This is a genomic window from Pantoea trifolii (genome assembly GCF_024506435.1).
In the GTDB taxonomy this organism is placed as follows: Bacteria; Pseudomonadota; Gammaproteobacteria; order Enterobacterales; family Enterobacteriaceae; genus Pantoea; species Pantoea trifolii.
In genome coordinates this window covers 199,994-215,574 of the sequence record NZ_JANIET010000001.1, presented here as the reverse complement: position 1 = coordinate 215,574, position 15,581 = coordinate 199,994, and the positions used below count along the sequence as shown (strand labels likewise).

Sequence of the window (15,581 nt, the reverse complement as noted above, 5' to 3'; positions counted from 1 at the left end):
AGATTTTAGTTCGCCTGCGAACCAGGCTTGCTGGTAACCAAACCACCGACATCAGCATCCTGAGCGGCTTTTTGCTGCTGCTCGGTGACCTGCTGTTTCGGCTTGTTTGGCTGATCTTGCGGCGGGAAATACAGCGGTCCTTTCAGGCCACAGCCTACCAGGCTGACCAGTGCCAGCGCCATACCCAGCTGACTCATCACTCGTATCATTCTGTCTGCTCTTCTGTCCTTAAGCCATGGTTGCTTATCATCGCAGTTGACGTTGTAAAAGCAACAGGAAATAGCCGCATTTCCTGCGGCAGGTCAGAGTTACAGCGCATCCCGCCGCGCGAACGCAGGCGGGATCAATGCATTTGGTAGCGTGGCTGGAAGTCGCCGTTGTCGTTGTCAGGCTGCGTAGCGCAGAGCTGCGTTAACGTTTGGCTGCGGAAAGGAATCACCTGGAAACGTTCGCCAGTATTCACAATCTGGTAGAACTGCGGCAGGTTGAAATTGATAAAGCTGGAGCCGTAGGTAAAACGGTCATGCGACGACGAATAGAATCGACTCACGTCGCGCACCAGCTCTTCTTTACTGCCTTCGCAATGGTGATAAACCTCAACGCGGTTGGTTTCGTCGAGGATATAGATGTTGAAACCGCGATCGTCATTAGTATCTTCAAAGAAGAACTGAATGATGCCTTCGCTGGCGTAGCCGTTTACCACCGGTGGCAGCGGCGTCTGGTTTGATTCCACTTTGATCGACAAGCCGTGCAGCTTGTTGTTAGAAATCGCGCCATAGAATTCGACGGCGTTTTCCAGCTTCTGCACCGACACGCTCATGCGTTCGAAGAATAAGCCCCAGGTTTGGCCCGCCATGCGCAACGCTTTAAAGCGGCCCGGTTCCTGACGCGTGCTCGACAGACGGAGCTCAATACATTCCGAAACCAGCTGCTGCACACGGGTACGAATTAAACCGCGCAGATGCTGGCTGTAGCAGAACACTTCCACCGTATCCGGTGGCGCAGCATCCTGATGCATTTTGCCCAGAATGGTTTTCAGCGCCTCAATCATCGCCTGCTCGCCGTTGAAGTGCAGCGTACGCACTTCATTCCACGAGTTGCGATAGAGCAGATCGATGCTGCCAATCAGGCATTGCTGCTGCTGACCGAAGCTGAACACATCCAGCTTACGGAAATCAAAATGCACCACCTGATTGCGGAACGCCGAGGTAGGATCGTGTTCAAGGTTAACGATAATCGCTAAGTGACGAATTTCGCACGGGCTGTAGAGCGCTTTCGGCGTCGGTGCCGGCACGCGCAGCGGGAAGTGGCTCGACACATCGTTGACCAGCTCCTGCAAACGTGGCAGATCGCACAGATCGTTGCCTTTCATATGCAGACGCGTTTTGCTGGTCAGCAAACCGTTAAACCACGCCCACGCCACCAGCTTGTTCAGATAGCGGTTATATTCCAGCGGCTGATGGCTGATGATGGAACTCATGTCCGGCGATTGGTTATACAGATACCAACCGGCGCGATTGGCGCGGCCCGCCGGGACGTGAATAAAGGTGAGATTCTCTTCCGAAAGATCGGGCGAAATCTGCGGGTTCACTAAGGTGACTTTACCCGGCAGCGCCTCGAACGCGGCATACAGTTTACGCGTCAGCACGCCGATATCCTGCGGGCTGGCGCTGACGCTTAAATTGTTGCGACGCGCAAAGCGAATCAGGTTGCGATAGCTCTGCATCATCGCATCCAGTAACTCATTGTGCGCTTCGCGTACGCGTTCGATTTTCCATTGCGCGCGGTTATCCAGAACCGCTAACTTCTCCTCATCCCAGCCCCACTCTTTAACCAGCTGCGAAAGAATCTCGCGACGCCAGCCGGTGCGCTGATGATGGTGATCTTCGCTCGAGAGCTTTTCACACACTTTTAAATAGAAACATCGACGTACTAAATCAAGACGCGCCATGTCATCAACGCTGGTGAGATAGCGCGTTACGCGTTCCAGCATCATGCAGTAAGGATCGAGACCGAAGCAGACAATTTCGCCGTCGTGCAGGCGCTGCTTGATGTCCATCGACAACAGCTGCGTGTTGGGGTATTCCCAGCTGTAGGCTTCCAGCAGCAGGGTTTTCAGCACCGCTTTGTATGGCGAATCGATACTTTTATACAGCTGCCACAAGCTGGCACCGAAGTACTCTTCCGCTGACAACGTGCCAAGCCCGCCGAGATCCAGCCACTCATTCGGCGTCAGAACGCCTTGTGAATAGAGCGACATGACGTAATCGTCGTAATGGTGCTCCTCTTCGCCAGGCACCATGTTCCACAGGATGCGTTTACCCGCCATACGCACGGCGGTACGGTAAAACTCATCCAGCAGCAAAATATGTTGGGTAGAACCGCAGTCTTCACCGCCGAGGCTGCCGCTTTCGTTATGGCGGAAACGGTTCTCGTCAATCAGGAAGAAGCTGACTTCCACACCCATCGACACACACCATTTCTGCAACAGCGTACACTTACGCTGCAGATTGAGGCGCTCTTCATTATCCAGCCATGATTGGTGGCACACCCAGATATCAAGATCGGAGATGCTGTTTTGCCCAACGGACGAGGTGCTGCCCATTGAGTAAATGCCGGTAATCGGACGTTCGCCCGCCACGGCAGAGCTGAGCTCGAGCGGTTGACCGCCCGCTAAGTTCTGCAGCAGCTGAAGTTGGTTTTCATCGGGCGTGTAGAGGCAGACGCCATGCGGAACGTTACCTTCAACGTAGCCAGGCATCAGTGGATGATGGTAGTGCAATAATGTTGGCAGCAGACTGTAGACTTGCTGGAAAGCAGGTCCCATGGCAGCCAGTGCGCGATCTACACGCAGCTGGTTAATCGCATCCAGTCTCTGTTTCAGTGTCTCAATGTAGAGGTACAAGACGTTTCGCCTGATTGTCCCAGTGTTAAGCACCCTGTTTCCGAATTTTGCCGCTTAGTAATAAAGATATTGGGCAAATAATTGCTGGAAACGTGATCAATCTAACACCTGGAGGATTGACCGTAAAGAAAGTTGCGCTACTTAACAGTTTAGCATGTTCCGACCGTAGCTCTGCTTTTTTCAGACTTCGACTCTCAACTGCGACCCTCAAGATCCAGGCACAGTCTGACATCGCGGCCTTTTCAATCCGTTGAAACTGACAGCATTCCCCTATCAATGATAGGATATTCGATGAACGATCAAAATGGTTAACAGCATGTTAAACAAAATTTTCAGAATTGCTACCAGACAAAGTCCCCTTGCTCTGTGGCAGGCACAATATGTCCAACAGCGCCTGATGGCGGCTCATCCGGGTCTGCAAGTTGAGCTGCTGCCGATGGTCACCAAAGGTGATGTCATCCTTGATACGCCACTGGCAAAGGTTGGCGGCAAAGGGCTGTTCGTTAAAGAGCTTGAGCTGGCAATGCTGGAAGGGCGTGCCGATCTCGCCGTGCACTCGATGAAAGATGTGCCGATCGATTTTCCAGAAGGTCTTGGTCTGGTGACCATTTGCGAGCGTGAAGATCCGCGCGATGCTTTCGTCTCCAATCGTTACAACAGTATTGATGAGCTGCCGCAAGGCGCGGTTGTCGGGACGTCCAGCCTGCGCCGCCAGTGTCAGCTTAGCGCCCGCCGTCCGGACCTAGTGATTCGCTCGCTGCGCGGCAACGTCGGTACGCGTCTGGGCAAACTCGATGCAGGTGAATATGACGCCATCATACTGGCGGCGGCGGGTTTGAAGCGTTTAGGTCTGGAAGATCGCATTCGTCAGGCAATGCCTGCAGAAATTTCCCTGCCCGCTGTGGGTCAGGGCGCCGTCGGCATTGAATGTCGCGTGGATGATGAGCAATTAATTACGCTGCTCCAGGCGTTGAATCATGACGATACCGCCGTGTGCGTGCGTGCCGAACGTGCGATGAATACACGGCTGGAAGGCGGTTGTCAGGTGCCAATCGGCAGCTTCGCGGTGCTGGAAGACGATCAGCTGTGGCTGCGCGGATTAGTCGGCTCGCCGGACGGCAGTCAAATGGTGGTGGGCGAGCGCCGGGGTCCACGCGATCACGCCGAAAAAATGGGCATTTCGCTGGCCGAAGAGCTGCTGGATGGCGGCGCGCGCGACATTCTGCGTGAAGTCTATCAAGGTCAACCGCCAGCATGACCATCCTCGTGACCCGCCCGGAACCGGCCGCCACTGAACTGGTCTCGCGTTTGCGCAGCCTGGGCAAACTGGCATGGAGCCTTCCGCTGATTGAATTCACGCCGGGTCGCGATCTTATTCATTTACCTAAGCAACTTGCTGCACTCCAGCCAGGCGATCTGGTGTTTTTGCTGTCGCAGCAGGTCGTCACGTTCGCCGAGCCCGCTTTACAGCAAAGCGCGACAACATGGCCTGAAGCCCTCAACTATTATGCTATTGGTCGCAGCACCGCTTTAGCCCTGCATACCGTCAGTAATCTCAAAGTAGACTATCCTCATGCGCGGGAGACCAGCGAAGAGCTGGTGCGCCTGAACCGTCTGCAGCAGGTTAGTGGCAAACGCGCGCTGATTCTGCGCGGCAGCCCAGGACGCGAGTTGCTGGCAGAAACGCTGATTGAGCGCGGCGCTGAGGTGCAATATTGCGAGTGTTATCAGCGCTGTGAAAAGCACTACAACGGCGCGACTGAAGGCCGCCGCTGGCGCGATCGCGGCATTACAACGCTGGTGGTCACCAGCGGCGAAATGTTACAACAACTCTTTTCTCTGTTTCCGCCAATTGATCGTCGGGAATGGTTACTACACTGTCGGCTTGTGGTCGTCAGTGAACGTTTGGCTACGCAAGCCGCTGAACTAGGCTGGCAGGACATTGATGTAGCCGATGGTGCCGATAACGACGCGCTGCTGCGCGCGTTACGCTGAACTTAACAATGGGATGAGCCATAATGACGGAACAAAAAGCCTCCTCCGCCATGGTTGAAGAAACCACCCCAGCGGACAATTCTCCCTCTCCAGCAACTAAGCCACCACGCGATAAAAAAAGCGATGGCAAGGTGCTGAGTGCAGTGGCGATTGTGATTGCGCTGGCGATTGGGGCGGGACTTTACCTTAATGGGAAACACCAGGCCGATTTACAGGCTCAAACTAATCAGAATCTCAGTGAGCAGCTGAGCACCTTGCAGCAGCAACTGGGCAGCGACAAACAGCAACTGACGCAACAGCTGGCTAGCGCCAACAGCGCCTTACAGGAGACGCGCACGCAGCAGGATAACAGCGCTAAAGAGCTGGAAACCCTGCGCGATAAAGTCGCCACCATCTCTGGAAACGACACGCGTACCTGGCTGCTGGCGCAGGCGGATTACCTCGTCAAACTGGCGGGCCGCAAACTGTGGAGCGATCAGGATGTCACCACCGCAGCAGCGTTACTGAAAAGTGCCGATACCAGTCTGGCCGATATGAACGATCCAAGCGTAATGAACGTGCGTCGCGCCCTAACGCAGGACATCAGTTCACTCTCCGCCGTCAGCCAGATTGATTATGACGGCACCATCCTCAAGCTCAATCAGCTGTCGAACGGCGTCGATAATCTGCGTCTGGCTGACAACGACAGCGATGATTCACCTATGGACGCCGATGGCGGTGAGCTCTCCAGTTCGCTGCACGAGTGGCGTCAAAATCTGGTGAAAAGCTGGCACAACTTTATGGATGATTTCATCACCATCCGCCGCCGCGATAACACCGCACAGCCGCTGCTGGCTCCGAATCAGGATGTCTACCTGCGCGAAAACATTCGTTCGCGCCTGCTGATTGCCGCCCAGGCCGTACCGCGTCATCAGGATGAGATCTACAAACAGTCTATCGATGCGGTATCAACCTGGGTTCGTGCCTGGTACGACACCAACGATGCCGCCACCAAAGCCTTCCTTGCGCAGCTGGATGAACTGAGCCAGCAAAGCATTTCGATGGATGTGCCGGATACGCTGGAAAGCCAGCCGCTGCTGGAAAAACTGATGCAAACTCGCGTGCGTAATTTGCTGGCTCAGCCATCGGTTGCTGCTGATCAACAGGGAGGCTAACCATGCTGAAAGTATTGGTGCTTTTTCTGCTGCTGATTGCCGGCATTGTGGTTGGACCGATGGTTGCAGGCCATCAGGGCTACGTGCTGATCCAGACCGACAACTGGAACATTGAAACCAGCGTAACCGGCCTGGCGATCATTTTGATTCTCAGCCTGCTGGTGATTTTGTTGCTGGAATGGATTCTGCGTCGCCTGTTCCGCACCGGCGCACGTACCCGCGGCTGGTTCACCGGTCGCAAGCGTCGTAGCGCACAGCGCCACACGCAGAGCGCGTTGATGAAACTGGCGGAAGGTGACTTCAAGCAGGCAGAAAAATTGCTGTCGAAAAATGCCGACCACGCCGATCAGCCGGTAGCTAACTACTTGCTGGCTGCCGAAGCGGCGCAGCAACGCGGGGACGAAATCCGTGCTAACCAGCACCTGGAGCGCGCTTCTGAGTTGTCGGTGAATGATACGATTCCAGTTGAAATCACGCGCGTACGTCTGCAACTGGCACGCAACGAAGATCATGCTGCACGTCACGGCGTTGACCGCTTGCTGGAAGTCGCGCCGCGCCATCCGGAAGTGTTGCGTCTGGCAGAACAAGCCTACATTCGTACCGGCGCGTGGGGCGCATTGCTCGACATTCTGCCTTCAATGCAGAAAGTGCAGATCAATGATCAAGCACAGCGCGATGCCTTGCAGCAGCAGGCCTGGCTGGGCCTGATGAACCAGGCGATGGCCGATCAAGGCAGCGACGGTTTGAAAAAATGGTGGCAGAACCAGAGCCGCAAAACGCGTCAGGAAACCGCCTTGCAGGTGGCGATGGCAGAACATCTGATTGAGTGTGACGATCCGGACACCGCGCAGAGCATCGTGCTGGAAGGTCTGAAGCGTCAATATGACGATCGTCTGGTGTTGCTGATGCCGCGCATCAAAAGTGGCGATCCGCAATCTCTGGAGAAAGCATTGCGTCAGCAGATTAAACAGCATGGCGCCACGCCCCTGCTGCACAGCACGCTGGGACAGATGCTCATGCGTCATGGAGAATGGCAGCAGGCGGCAGAAGCGTTCCAGCAAGCGCTGGCTCAGCGTCCTGATGCGTTTGATTATGCCTGGCTGGCCGATGTTTACGACCGCCTGCATCGCCCGGAAGACGCCGCCAAAATGCGTCGCGAAGGCCTGCTACTTACGCTGAAGACCAATCCCAGCGCCTGATTTTACGATTGTTACTTTTGTGCACGCCGGGCTGGTCCCGGCTTTTTTTTGCCTGTCATAAACTGCAGACAAAAAAACACCTGCCATAAGCAGGTGTAAGATCAGGTCGTTCAGACAACTGATGGCATCCGACTCAACGTAATGTCCTTCTTACTGCAGTAAAGCGTGCGCAATTACTGCCAGGCTGGACAACGGATGCCGTAAGGGGCTCTGCATCATTCCCAGGTTTATGTAGCATCAGCAAACATAAGAGGTGGAATGAGCATCTACAGGGAGATTATTGCACAAGACGTGCCAAAGTTGCAGTTATCGCAATAAGTTATTTTCTATCAACAGGATACAACCCACCACACGATCCACGTGTTAGCCGCTGTCGGTAAATCGCGACGCATAGCCCAAAAGCTGTCTCCGTAAAACGACAAGCTATGCAAGGAATTGTCATGCCATTATAAATCAGTGAGTTATATGTATCTGAATAGCGACAATGTGCAGAATTACGTTTTAAGGAAATGATGGGATGAGTGGCGAATGCGGAAGGTGGGTACAAACGAAAAAAGCCTGCTTTTTCAAGCAGGCTTTTCGAATATGGTCGGCGAGAGAGGATTCGAACCTCCGACCCACTGGTCCCAAACCAGTTGCGCTACCAAGCTGCGCTACTCGCCGATTTTTTACTTCTTTAACGCTACTGCGTAATTTTGCCTGGTGCGAAGGGAGGGACTTGAACCCTCACGTCCGTAAGAACACTAACACCTGAAGCTAGCGCGTCTACCAATTCCGCCACCATCGCGTGACCGAGCAAAATCTGGGGTGGCTAATGGGACTCGAACCCACGACAACTGGAATCACAATCCAGGGCTCTACCAACTGAGCTATAGCCACCATAATTCTGGTGCGTAAGCATGTCTCGCTTACTAAAATTCACTGCATAACGCGGTCTAACCAACCACCGAAGCTCTTGCGCACAAACTAAATGGCGCGCCCGACAGGATTCGAACCTGAGACCTCTGCCTCCGGAGGGCAGCGCTCTATCCAGCTGAGCTACGGGCGCGTAGCGCCGTTGCGGATGGGCATACTACGGGCTTGACCTCATGCTGTCCAGCCCTTTTTTAGAAAAAAACCGCGTTTGATTACGCTTTGTGCATTCCATCGATAATTACAGCAGTTTGAGGTGCTTACCCTCGTATTTCTGCTGAAAAAACCAGCAATTTCAGAGATCGCCGCGCCAATGGTAGCGCAAATATTTCAGCAGCTTTAATTGGCGACGCAGACGCGAAGGCTGACGAATGAGACGATAGAGCCATTCCAGTCCGGATTTTTGCCACCAAACCGGCGCGCGCTTAACGTGCCCGGTAAAAACATCATAAGTGCCACCAACGCCCATATAGAGCGCATGCGGCCAATGTGCGCGGCAATCACGCATCAATAGCTCCTGGCGCGGCGAACCTTGTGCCACCGTGACAATCTGCGCACCGCTTGCCGCAATGCGTGCAAACAGCGCGTCGCGCGCTTCAGGCGCAAAGTAACCATACTGGCTGCCAACGATATTCACATTCCACTGCTGGCGCAGCTTGTCGCAGGTTTCCTGCAGCACCGCCTGACGTCCACCAATCAGAAACACCGGAATGCCGCTGCGTCCCGCGCTCTCCATCAGCGCTTCCCACAGATCCGCGCCCGCGATGCGGTTCACCTGCAGCTGGGGATACTTCTTACGCAGCGAACGGACGATGCTGATGCCATCCGGATATTTGAATTCGGCCTCAGCAATCAGTGCGCGTAGCTGCGCATCTTCTTCCAGCGTCAGCATTTTCTCGGCATTCATCGCCACCAGCGTGCCGCAGCGCGGCTTGCCCTCGGGCAGCAGAAAGCGCAGAAAACTTGCCATATCGTTGAAGGCGTGAAGATCGACTCCGCGCAGGCTATAGCGCGGCTTATCGGTTTCCATGGTATGAATTTCCCGTTGTGCCCAGAGGTTAAGATGGGCTGTGTAAAGCCGGCTCGCTGCGCGGACGAATCAATCCCGCGCGCGCCAACAGCCAGTAAAGCAATTTTGCCGCCCACATGCAGGCCGCAAAAATCAAACAAAAAAACACCACGCGCGAGCCGAAAGCATCCAGCCCTTCACGCGCCAGCACGATCATATTAAATACCGCGCCGAAGCAGAAGCTCTGCAAAATCGCCCCGCTGTAACGGTTGCTGGTATCACGGCCATACAGATAAAGGTTATCGAATCCTTTCATTAGCAGGCCGACAGCCACCGCACCGATTGGGATGAACCACACGCCGCCCATCACCACCAGCGAACCCAACAGCGTCGGCGAGATCGCCAACCCGGAATGGTTGTTCAGCACTTCCCAGGTAAAGTAGTTGGCGCTGTTGAGAATGGCTGATGGGCGTCCCGGCCACATCCAGCTGGGAATGAACACGTAGAAATCACGCCAAATCGGTGCCAGGCCCTGAAAATCGATCTTGTCGTAATTTTGCAGTAACAGCGCCAGATTTTCCCACGGCGAGAAGGTATCGCGCGTCAGATAAAGGAAAGTGTAAAACGCCTCATCGCCGACCACGTCGAGGTTATAGCGACGCAACGCCAGCCAGAACATGCCGCCGATTGCCATTACACCGGCGCCGACCAGCATCCACAGCGTGATCCAGCCGCGCGTAATACCAATGAACAGGAACAGCGCGAAAGCGATGATGATATTGGCGCGCGTGCCGCCCACCAGCGCGTAAGTCAGCAAGCCAAATGCCACCGACACCAGCAAAAACCACAGCCATTGACGCTGGGTTGGCTTGAGGAAGTAGCGAATCAGCATCGCCGGAATAAAGAAGTAGAAGAAGCGTTTGAGCGCCACGCCAGATACTTCGCTGGAGAAAATCTGGTTGTAAGCCGAAAGCCTAAACAGCAGCAGGCCGTTGTGCATAAAGAACACCGTGACAGTGCCAATCGCCACCAGCGCCAGCAGCAAACAGGTCAGATTGGTTTCAACCCGATTCATCTGCAGCCAGGGCTTACGCGCAGGCGCATGGGCCGGCCGTAGCCGCACCTTGTAGCTGACATAATAGATGGCATAAAAGCTGGTAGCGGCCAGCAGCGCCTGCAGCAGATATTCCGGCGGCACCACCGCCACGTTAAAGCGGAACACCAGCACGCTGGTCAGCGGGAAGCCGAAATAGAAGGTCAGCAAAAAGAGAATGGTGAAGAACAGGTGGAAGTTGAAACGCACCCGCTTAAATTCCCGCCAGGTTAGGGTCAGAATGAAACCCAGCGAAAACAGATAAACCACCAGCAGACCACTAAACTGCATCAGGCTCATGTTCTCTCCCTTTCACTCAGGGTAAGCGCGTCGCGCCAGCCTGCCAGATAGCCAGGGGCAAAAAAGGCAATCGATGCGTGATCACATTGCGCTAATTGTCGTTGCGCTTCGGCCACGCTGGCCGCATCCAGCGCATCTTCGCTAAACAGCACCGGCAAGCCTTGCTCGCTGAGATCGCGCCAGAACGGATTTTTGCGGTTCAGCACAAACGGAATATTGGCCTGAATCAGCAGGCATAGCGTACCAATGCCTTGCTGGCGCTCGAACATAAAATAGCCGAGCTGGCAGCGGCTAAGCAATGTCAGATAGGCATCAAAGTCGATCTTGTCGCGCAGCAACGTCACTTGCCCCGCCGGGAACAGGCGCTGCGCGGCAGCGCCAATCTCTTCGATGTAAGCATGATTATTTTGCGGATAACCGAGCGGCACGACGATTTTTACCTGTTCGCCAAACTGCGCGCGGATCGCCTCCAATCCGGCAATGTGGCGATTACTGCGATCGCCGGAGTTACCGAGCAGGATAGTGAAATCAGGATTTTCCACCTGCGTGGGCGGCGCCATATCCGGCATGCGCGTCGGGAAGTAGAGCAGCGAAGCGGGAACGCGCGGATGGCGCTGCTGGAAATGGTACAAATCACCCCGCGTCGCAAACACGCGCGCCACGCGCCCCTGCGCCATTCTGCGCAGCAGATAAAACAGTTGATACTTGAGGCCGTGCCCTTCTTCATAAAGATCCGCGCCCCATACGTGCCAGAACGCCTGCTGACGACGCAGTTTGCCGCTCAGTAAGGCTAACCAAATGCTGGGATTAAACTGGCCGTGAAAGAAGAAACGCTGCGAGCGATCGGCGGCACGCGCTATCACCGCTTGCGCAAGCGCACGCTTGCTGGCAAAGGTTTCAATCTGCAATGAGCTATACGCTTGCAGCGTCTCGGGCGCGCTGGAAACCACCATAAATTGACGTGGTGCATCGCCTGGTAGCTCGGCGCTCATCACGTCATTAAAGAAGCGCAGCACCGTATGATTGTGATGCGGGATATCCGATCCCAATACGTGAAAAGTCGTCATTTTTTCCGGCAATAAATCATGAAGGCGCCACAACACAGGGCGAAATAGAGAACGTAGGTTGCCATGTAAGCCTGCGCGGCTCCGGCAGTCCCGTGCAGCGGAATCAACCAATGAGAAAAGCCGGTCAGCAGGGCAAACTGGCTGATTTCAGTCAGAATATAGAAGCGCAGCGACGCTTTGGCGATCACCAGATATCCGAAAACATAGGCGCCGACTTTAAACACATCTCCGCACAACTGCCAGACGAAAAGGTCACGCATCGGGCTGAACTGTGGCGAAAACAGCAGCCAGATAGCGACATCGCGTAGCAGCCATACACAGAAACTGGCCGCCGCGACGGCAGGTAATACAAAGCGCAGTGCACGCCCAATCTCACGCGCGATTTGCGGCTTTTGCTCCAGCCGCGCCAGCGTGGGCAGCAGCCAGACGCTGAAAGTGGCGGTGATAAATTGCAGATAAGCATCGGAAATGCTGGTCACGCCCTGCCATAAACCCACCTGCGACCAGCCTTGTTGCTCAGCCAGCAGATTTCGCATCATCACCCACGCCACCGGCAAGGTGAACGAGGTGATCAGCGCCATCAGCGTAAACTTCGCCAGATTGCGCGCCAGTTCGGGATGCCAGGTTGGCATCAGCCAGCTCAGCGGCAAGCGATCGCGATGGCGACGCAGCATCAGCAATGCTGGAAACACCAGTAGCGCCGGTACCAGCGCCAATCCAACTAACGCACCGGCATAGCCGCTCAGCCACCAGCACAGCACATAACCCAGCACGCCCACTACACTTCCAGCAATCAGCGCCAGCGCGTTACCGCGCGCATCGCGAAAACCTTTCAGCAACGCTAGCGTCAGGTTGGCCCAGGCAATACCGAGTTGCAGAAAGGCGACAATGCGCACCACGTTTGCATATTCAGCATGACCAAACAGCGCCGTGCTGATCGGCGACGCCGCCAGCAAAAACAGCAGCGCCAGCAGCGTTGAAAAGCCGAGCACAATCGCCGAAGCCGTGCCGGTGACCGCGCGTAGCTGCTGTGGCTGTTGCTGATGTTGCGCGACTAGCGTAGTGACGCCGTTAAAGATGCCCGCGCCCGCCAGCACGCCGAGTACGGTAATCAACTGGCGGAAGTTACCGGCTTGCCCGATCCCTTCCGGCCCAAAACTCACCGCCAGCAGTTTCACTACCAGCAGGCCAGCAACGATTTTTACCAGCGTCGAAGCGGCGGTCCAGACTGAAGCTTTTGCTAATGACATCAGGCAAAGAAACTCAGCAGCGAACTGATCACCGTACGCTGATTGTTATCCGACAAGTTGTAGAACAGCGGCAGGCGCAGCAGGCGCTCGCTTTCACGCGTGGTAAAGGCATCATCACCGTGGAAGCGGCCAAAACGTTCACCCGCTGGCGACGAGTGCAGCGGGATGTAGTGGAACACCGTGAGGATTTCCGCCTCTTTCATCCAGTTAATCAGCGCCTGACGATCGCCGCTGTCGCGCAGCTTGATGTAGAACATGTGCGCATTGTGGCGGCAATTTTTTGGCACCACCGGCAGCTCAATACGGCCGGCAGCAGCCAGCGGCTGGAGCGCATCGTAGTAGCGCTGCCATAAACGCAAACGCTGCTGATTAATCTGCTTCGCCGCTTCCAGCTGCGCCCACAAATAGGCTGCTTGCAGATCCGCCATCAAATAGCTGGAGCCGATATCGCGCCAGGTATATTTATCCACCTGACCACGAAAAAACTGGCTGCGGTTGGTGCCTTTTTCACGAATGATTTCGGCCCGATCCACCAGCTTCGCGTCATTAATCAGCGTTGCGCCGCCTTCGCCGCCCGCGGTGTAGTTTTTAGTTTCGTGGAAGCTAAAGCAGCCAATATGACCAATGGTGCCCAGCGCGCGCCCTTTGTACTGCGACATCACGCCCTGCGCGGCATCCTCGATCACATAGAGTTTATGCTTCGCCGCCAGCGCCATGATGCTGTCCATCTCGCAGGCCACGCCCGCGTAATGTACTGGCACGATGGCGCGGGTTTTCGGCGTGATCGCCGCTTCAATCAGCGTTTCGTCGATATTCAACGTATCGGGACGCACGTCGACAAACACGATGGTCGCGCCGCGCAGCACAAAGGCGTTGGCGGTGGAGACGAAGGTATAGCTCGGCATGATCACTTCATCGCCCGGCTGCAGATCAATCAGTAGCGCTGCCATCTCCAGCGACGCGGTGCAGGATGGCGTCAGCAGCACTTTTTTGCTGCCGAAATGTTGTTCCATCCACTGCTGGCAGCGGCGAGTAAAGCCGCCATCGCCACACAGCTTGCCGCTGGCCATCGCCGACTGCATATATTCAACTTCGCTGCCGACAATCGGCGGCGCATTAAATGGGATCATGAGGCTTTCCTGTAGAACCAGTAAGCGGTGCTTTCCAGCCGCGCACCGCTGCGTAAATAGAGGCGCATCGCCGTGAGATTGCTGAGCTGGGTCGCCACGCGCAGATGCGTTAGCTGACGCACGCGGCCCCAGTCGGCGGCGGCGAGCAGCAGGCGTTGGCCGACGCCGCAGCCTTGGGCGGCTGGCAATACCGCCAGCAGACCGATGCGCATTTCGCCGTCCACTTCGCGCATCGAGACAAAACCTTGCAGCGCGCCCTGCTCATCGCAGGCCACCAGACATTGATTATCAAAGGTGCCGCGCACGGCATTTTCAATCCACTGCGCGTAAAAACGTCCGCTGTCCGCCGCAGCAAACCATGGTGCGCGGAAACGGCTTTGACTAAACGCCTGCGCAGCCGCTTTACGCAGTGCCGGGATTTGTGCTTCCCGCGCAATGCGCACGCCAACTTGCCGCTCGGTGTGTTTGATGCTGAGAGTGAGATCGGCTTCGCCTTCCACCAACTGAAAACCGTGCTGGCTCAGTGCATCAATGGCATCAACACGTTCAGCAGGCACCTTCACCTGCCACAGCGCATAAGGTTGCTGAAGCGCCTCGGCCAGCGGCAGATCGCCATCCAGCGACAAGCGCGCGCTGTTCTGACCGAAGAAGTCATTTTCCCACGTAAGGGAATCAATATTGACGCGGACGGGCATTGTGAACATCCAGCAGATACTGGCCGTAGCCGGTTTTGGTTAGCGCCTGAGCCGCGGCTAAAAGCTGGGCATCGCTTAGCCAGCCGTTACGCCATGCAATCTCTTCCAGGCAGGCAATTTTAAAGCCCTGACGTTTTTCCACCGTCTGCACAAACATACTCGCCTCAATCAGGCTGTCGTGCGTGCCGGTATCCAGCCAGGCAAATCCGCGCCCCAGTAACTCAACCGCAAGCTCGCCCTGATCGAGATACATCTGGTTGATGGCGGTGATTTCCAGCTCACCCCGTTCGGAAGGTTTCACCTGTTTGGCAAACTCCACCACGCGGTTATCGTAAAAATAGAGGCCGGTAACCGCCCAGCGAGATTTCGGCTGCTGCGGTTTCTCTTCAATGGAGAGCGCGTTGAAATCGTCATCAAACTCCACCACGCCAAAACGTTCCGGATCCATCACCTGATAGGCAAAAACGGTCGCGCCGCTGCTGCGCGCGGCCACTTTCTTCAGTTTGGGGCTGAATCCCTGCCCGAAATAAAGATTGTCGCCCAGCACCAGACAACAGTGATCATTGCCGATAAAGGATTCACCAATAATAAACGCCTGCGCCAACCCATCCGGGCTCGGCTGCTCGGCATAGGCCAGCTGCAAACCGAATTCACTGCCGTCGCCCAGCAGGCGTTCAAAGTGGGCACGATCTTCCGGCGTGGTGATGATCAGAATTTCACGGATTCCCGCCAGCATCAGTACCGACAGCGGATAGTAAATCATCGGCTTGTCGTACACCGGCAACAGCTGTTTCGAGATGGCGCGAGTGATCGGATGCAAACGCGTACCCGAACCTCCGGCTAAAATGATGCCTTTCATCGCTGCTCCTTCA

The 15,581-nt window shown here is 55.5% G+C and carries 13 protein-coding genes and 4 tRNA genes; 4 read left to right on the top strand and 13 right to left on the bottom strand.

The window, feature by feature from the left end:
- Nucleotides 1–5: 5 nt before the first annotated feature.
- Nucleotides 6–209: an LPS translocon maturation chaperone LptM gene (gene lptM / locus NQH49_RS00950; RefSeq protein WP_256698040.1), complete on the bottom strand. Its 204-nt coding sequence runs from the start codon at nucleotides 207–209 to the stop codon at nucleotides 6–8.
- A 134-nt stretch (nucleotides 210–343) separates the two neighbouring features.
- Complete coding sequence (locus NQH49_RS00945; protein ID WP_036648695.1) at nucleotides 344–2,905, bottom strand: class I adenylate cyclase; 2,562 nt, start codon at nucleotides 2,903–2,905, stop codon at nucleotides 344–346.
- Nucleotides 2,906–3,221: 316 nt separating this feature from the next.
- On the opposite strand from NQH49_RS00945, the gene hemC reads away from it, so the two are divergent.
- The 4 genes from hemC to hemY are packed head-to-tail and all read left to right on the top strand — an operon-like array spanning nucleotide 3,222 to nucleotide 7,253.
- The gene (gene hemC, locus NQH49_RS00940) at nucleotides 3,222–4,163 is read left to right on the top strand and encodes a hydroxymethylbilane synthase (RefSeq protein ID WP_036648709.1); all 942 of its coding nucleotides are present in this window, start codon (nucleotides 3,222–3,224) and stop codon (nucleotides 4,161–4,163) included.
- A complete protein-coding gene (hemD, locus tag NQH49_RS00935) occupies nucleotides 4,160–4,900 on the top strand; it encodes a uroporphyrinogen-III synthase (RefSeq protein WP_008105768.1) in 741 nt (246 codons plus the stop codon). The genes hemC and hemD overlap by 4 nt, the downstream gene beginning before the upstream one ends.
- Nucleotides 4,901–4,923: 23 nt before the next feature.
- The gene (hemX, locus tag NQH49_RS00930; RefSeq protein WP_008105767.1) at nucleotides 4,924–6,054 is read left to right on the top strand and encodes a uroporphyrinogen-III C-methyltransferase; all 1,131 of its coding nucleotides are present in this window, start codon (nucleotides 4,924–4,926) and stop codon (nucleotides 6,052–6,054) included.
- Between the two features lie 2 nt (nucleotides 6,055–6,056).
- Nucleotides 6,057–7,253: a protoheme IX biogenesis protein HemY gene (hemY, locus tag NQH49_RS00925; RefSeq protein WP_256698038.1), complete on the top strand. Its 1,197-nt coding sequence runs from the start codon at nucleotides 6,057–6,059 to the stop codon at nucleotides 7,251–7,253.
- Nucleotides 7,254–7,839: 586 nt separating this feature from the next.
- On the opposite strand, the gene NQH49_RS00920 is transcribed toward hemY, so the two are convergent.
- The 11 genes from NQH49_RS00920 to rfbA all read right to left on the bottom strand — a co-directional run bounded on the left by NQH49_RS00920 (nucleotide 7,840) and on the right by rfbA (nucleotide 15,568).
- Nucleotides 7,840–7,916, bottom strand: a tRNA-Pro gene (locus NQH49_RS00920).
- A gap of 37 nt (nucleotides 7,917–7,953) precedes the next feature.
- A tRNA-Leu gene (locus NQH49_RS00915) sits at nucleotides 7,954–8,040 on the bottom strand.
- A gap of 16 nt (nucleotides 8,041–8,056) precedes the next feature.
- A tRNA-His gene (locus NQH49_RS00910) sits at nucleotides 8,057–8,132 on the bottom strand.
- A gap of 92 nt (nucleotides 8,133–8,224) precedes the next feature.
- Nucleotides 8,225–8,301 (bottom strand) — tRNA-Arg (locus NQH49_RS00905).
- A gap of 159 nt (nucleotides 8,302–8,460) precedes the next feature.
- Nucleotides 8,461–9,195, bottom strand: coding sequence for a lipopolysaccharide N-acetylmannosaminouronosyltransferase (gene wecG / locus NQH49_RS00900; RefSeq protein WP_256698037.1), 735 nt, complete (start codon nucleotides 9,193–9,195; stop codon nucleotides 8,461–8,463).
- Nucleotides 9,196–9,223: 28 nt separating this feature from the next.
- Nucleotides 9,224–10,567: an ECA oligosaccharide polymerase gene (wzyE, locus tag NQH49_RS00895; protein WP_256698035.1), complete on the bottom strand. Its 1,344-nt coding sequence runs from the start codon at nucleotides 10,565–10,567 to the stop codon at nucleotides 9,224–9,226.
- Nucleotides 10,564–11,634 carry a TDP-N-acetylfucosamine:lipid II N-acetylfucosaminyltransferase gene (locus tag NQH49_RS00890; RefSeq protein WP_256698034.1) on the bottom strand — a complete coding sequence of 357 codons (1,071 nt, stop codon included), beginning with the start codon at nucleotides 11,632–11,634 and terminating at the stop codon, nucleotides 10,564–10,566. Before NQH49_RS00890 ends, wzyE begins: the two co-directional genes overlap by 4 nt.
- Entirely contained in the window at nucleotides 11,631–12,884 is a 1,254-nt protein-coding gene (gene wzxE / locus NQH49_RS00885) for a lipid III flippase WzxE (protein WP_256698032.1), read from the bottom strand. Before wzxE ends, NQH49_RS00890 begins: the two co-directional genes overlap by 4 nt.
- Nucleotides 12,884–14,014, bottom strand: a complete 1,131-nt coding sequence (gene rffA / locus NQH49_RS00880) for a dTDP-4-amino-4,6-dideoxygalactose transaminase (RefSeq protein ID WP_256698031.1) — start codon at nucleotides 14,012–14,014, stop codon at nucleotides 12,884–12,886. Before rffA ends, wzxE begins: the two co-directional genes overlap by 1 nt.
- Nucleotides 14,011–14,709 carry a dTDP-4-amino-4,6-dideoxy-D-galactose acyltransferase gene (gene rffC / locus NQH49_RS00875; RefSeq protein ID WP_256698029.1) on the bottom strand — a complete coding sequence of 233 codons (699 nt, stop codon included), beginning with the start codon at nucleotides 14,707–14,709 and terminating at the stop codon, nucleotides 14,011–14,013. Before rffC ends, rffA begins: the two co-directional genes overlap by 4 nt.
- Nucleotides 14,687–15,568, bottom strand: coding sequence for a glucose-1-phosphate thymidylyltransferase RfbA (gene rfbA, locus NQH49_RS00870; protein WP_256698028.1), 882 nt, complete (start codon nucleotides 15,566–15,568; stop codon nucleotides 14,687–14,689). The genes rffC and rfbA overlap by 23 nt, the downstream gene beginning before the upstream one ends.
- Between the last annotated feature and the right edge of the window lie 13 nt (nucleotides 15,569–15,581).

Excerpts from the sequence above, each read along its gene's own strand:
- rfbA (WP_256698028.1), bottom strand. The coding sequence starts at position 15,568 with ATGAAAGGCATCATTTTAGCCGGAGGTTCGGGTACGCGTTTGCATCCG.
- hemC (WP_036648709.1), top strand. The coding sequence starts at position 3,222 with ATGTTAAACAAAATTTTCAGAATTGCTACCAGACAAAGTCCCCTTGCT.
- rffC (WP_256698029.1), bottom strand. The coding sequence starts at position 14,709 with ATGCCCGTCCGCGTCAATATTGATTCCCTTACGTGGGAAAATGACTTC.
- rffA (WP_256698031.1), bottom strand. The coding sequence starts at position 14,014 with ATGATCCCATTTAATGCGCCGCCGATTGTCGGCAGCGAAGTTGAATAT.
- hemX (WP_008105767.1), top strand. The coding sequence starts at position 4,924 with ATGACGGAACAAAAAGCCTCCTCCGCCATGGTTGAAGAAACCACCCCA.
- hemY (WP_256698038.1), top strand. The coding sequence starts at position 6,057 with ATGCTGAAAGTATTGGTGCTTTTTCTGCTGCTGATTGCCGGCATTGTG.
- NQH49_RS00890 (WP_256698034.1), bottom strand. The coding sequence starts at position 11,634 with ATGACGACTTTTCACGTATTGGGATCGGATATCCCGCATCACAATCAT.
- wzyE (WP_256698035.1), bottom strand. The coding sequence starts at position 10,567 with ATGAGCCTGATGCAGTTTAGTGGTCTGCTGGTGGTTTATCTGTTTTCG.
- wecG (WP_256698037.1), bottom strand. The coding sequence starts at position 9,195 with ATGGAAACCGATAAGCCGCGCTATAGCCTGCGCGGAGTCGATCTTCAC.
- lptM (WP_256698040.1), bottom strand. The coding sequence starts at position 209 with ATGATACGAGTGATGAGTCAGCTGGGTATGGCGCTGGCACTGGTCAGC.
- hemD (WP_008105768.1), top strand. The coding sequence starts at position 4,160 with ATGACCATCCTCGTGACCCGCCCGGAACCGGCCGCCACTGAACTGGTC.
- wzxE (WP_256698032.1), bottom strand. The coding sequence starts at position 12,884 with ATGTCATTAGCAAAAGCTTCAGTCTGGACCGCCGCTTCGACGCTGGTA.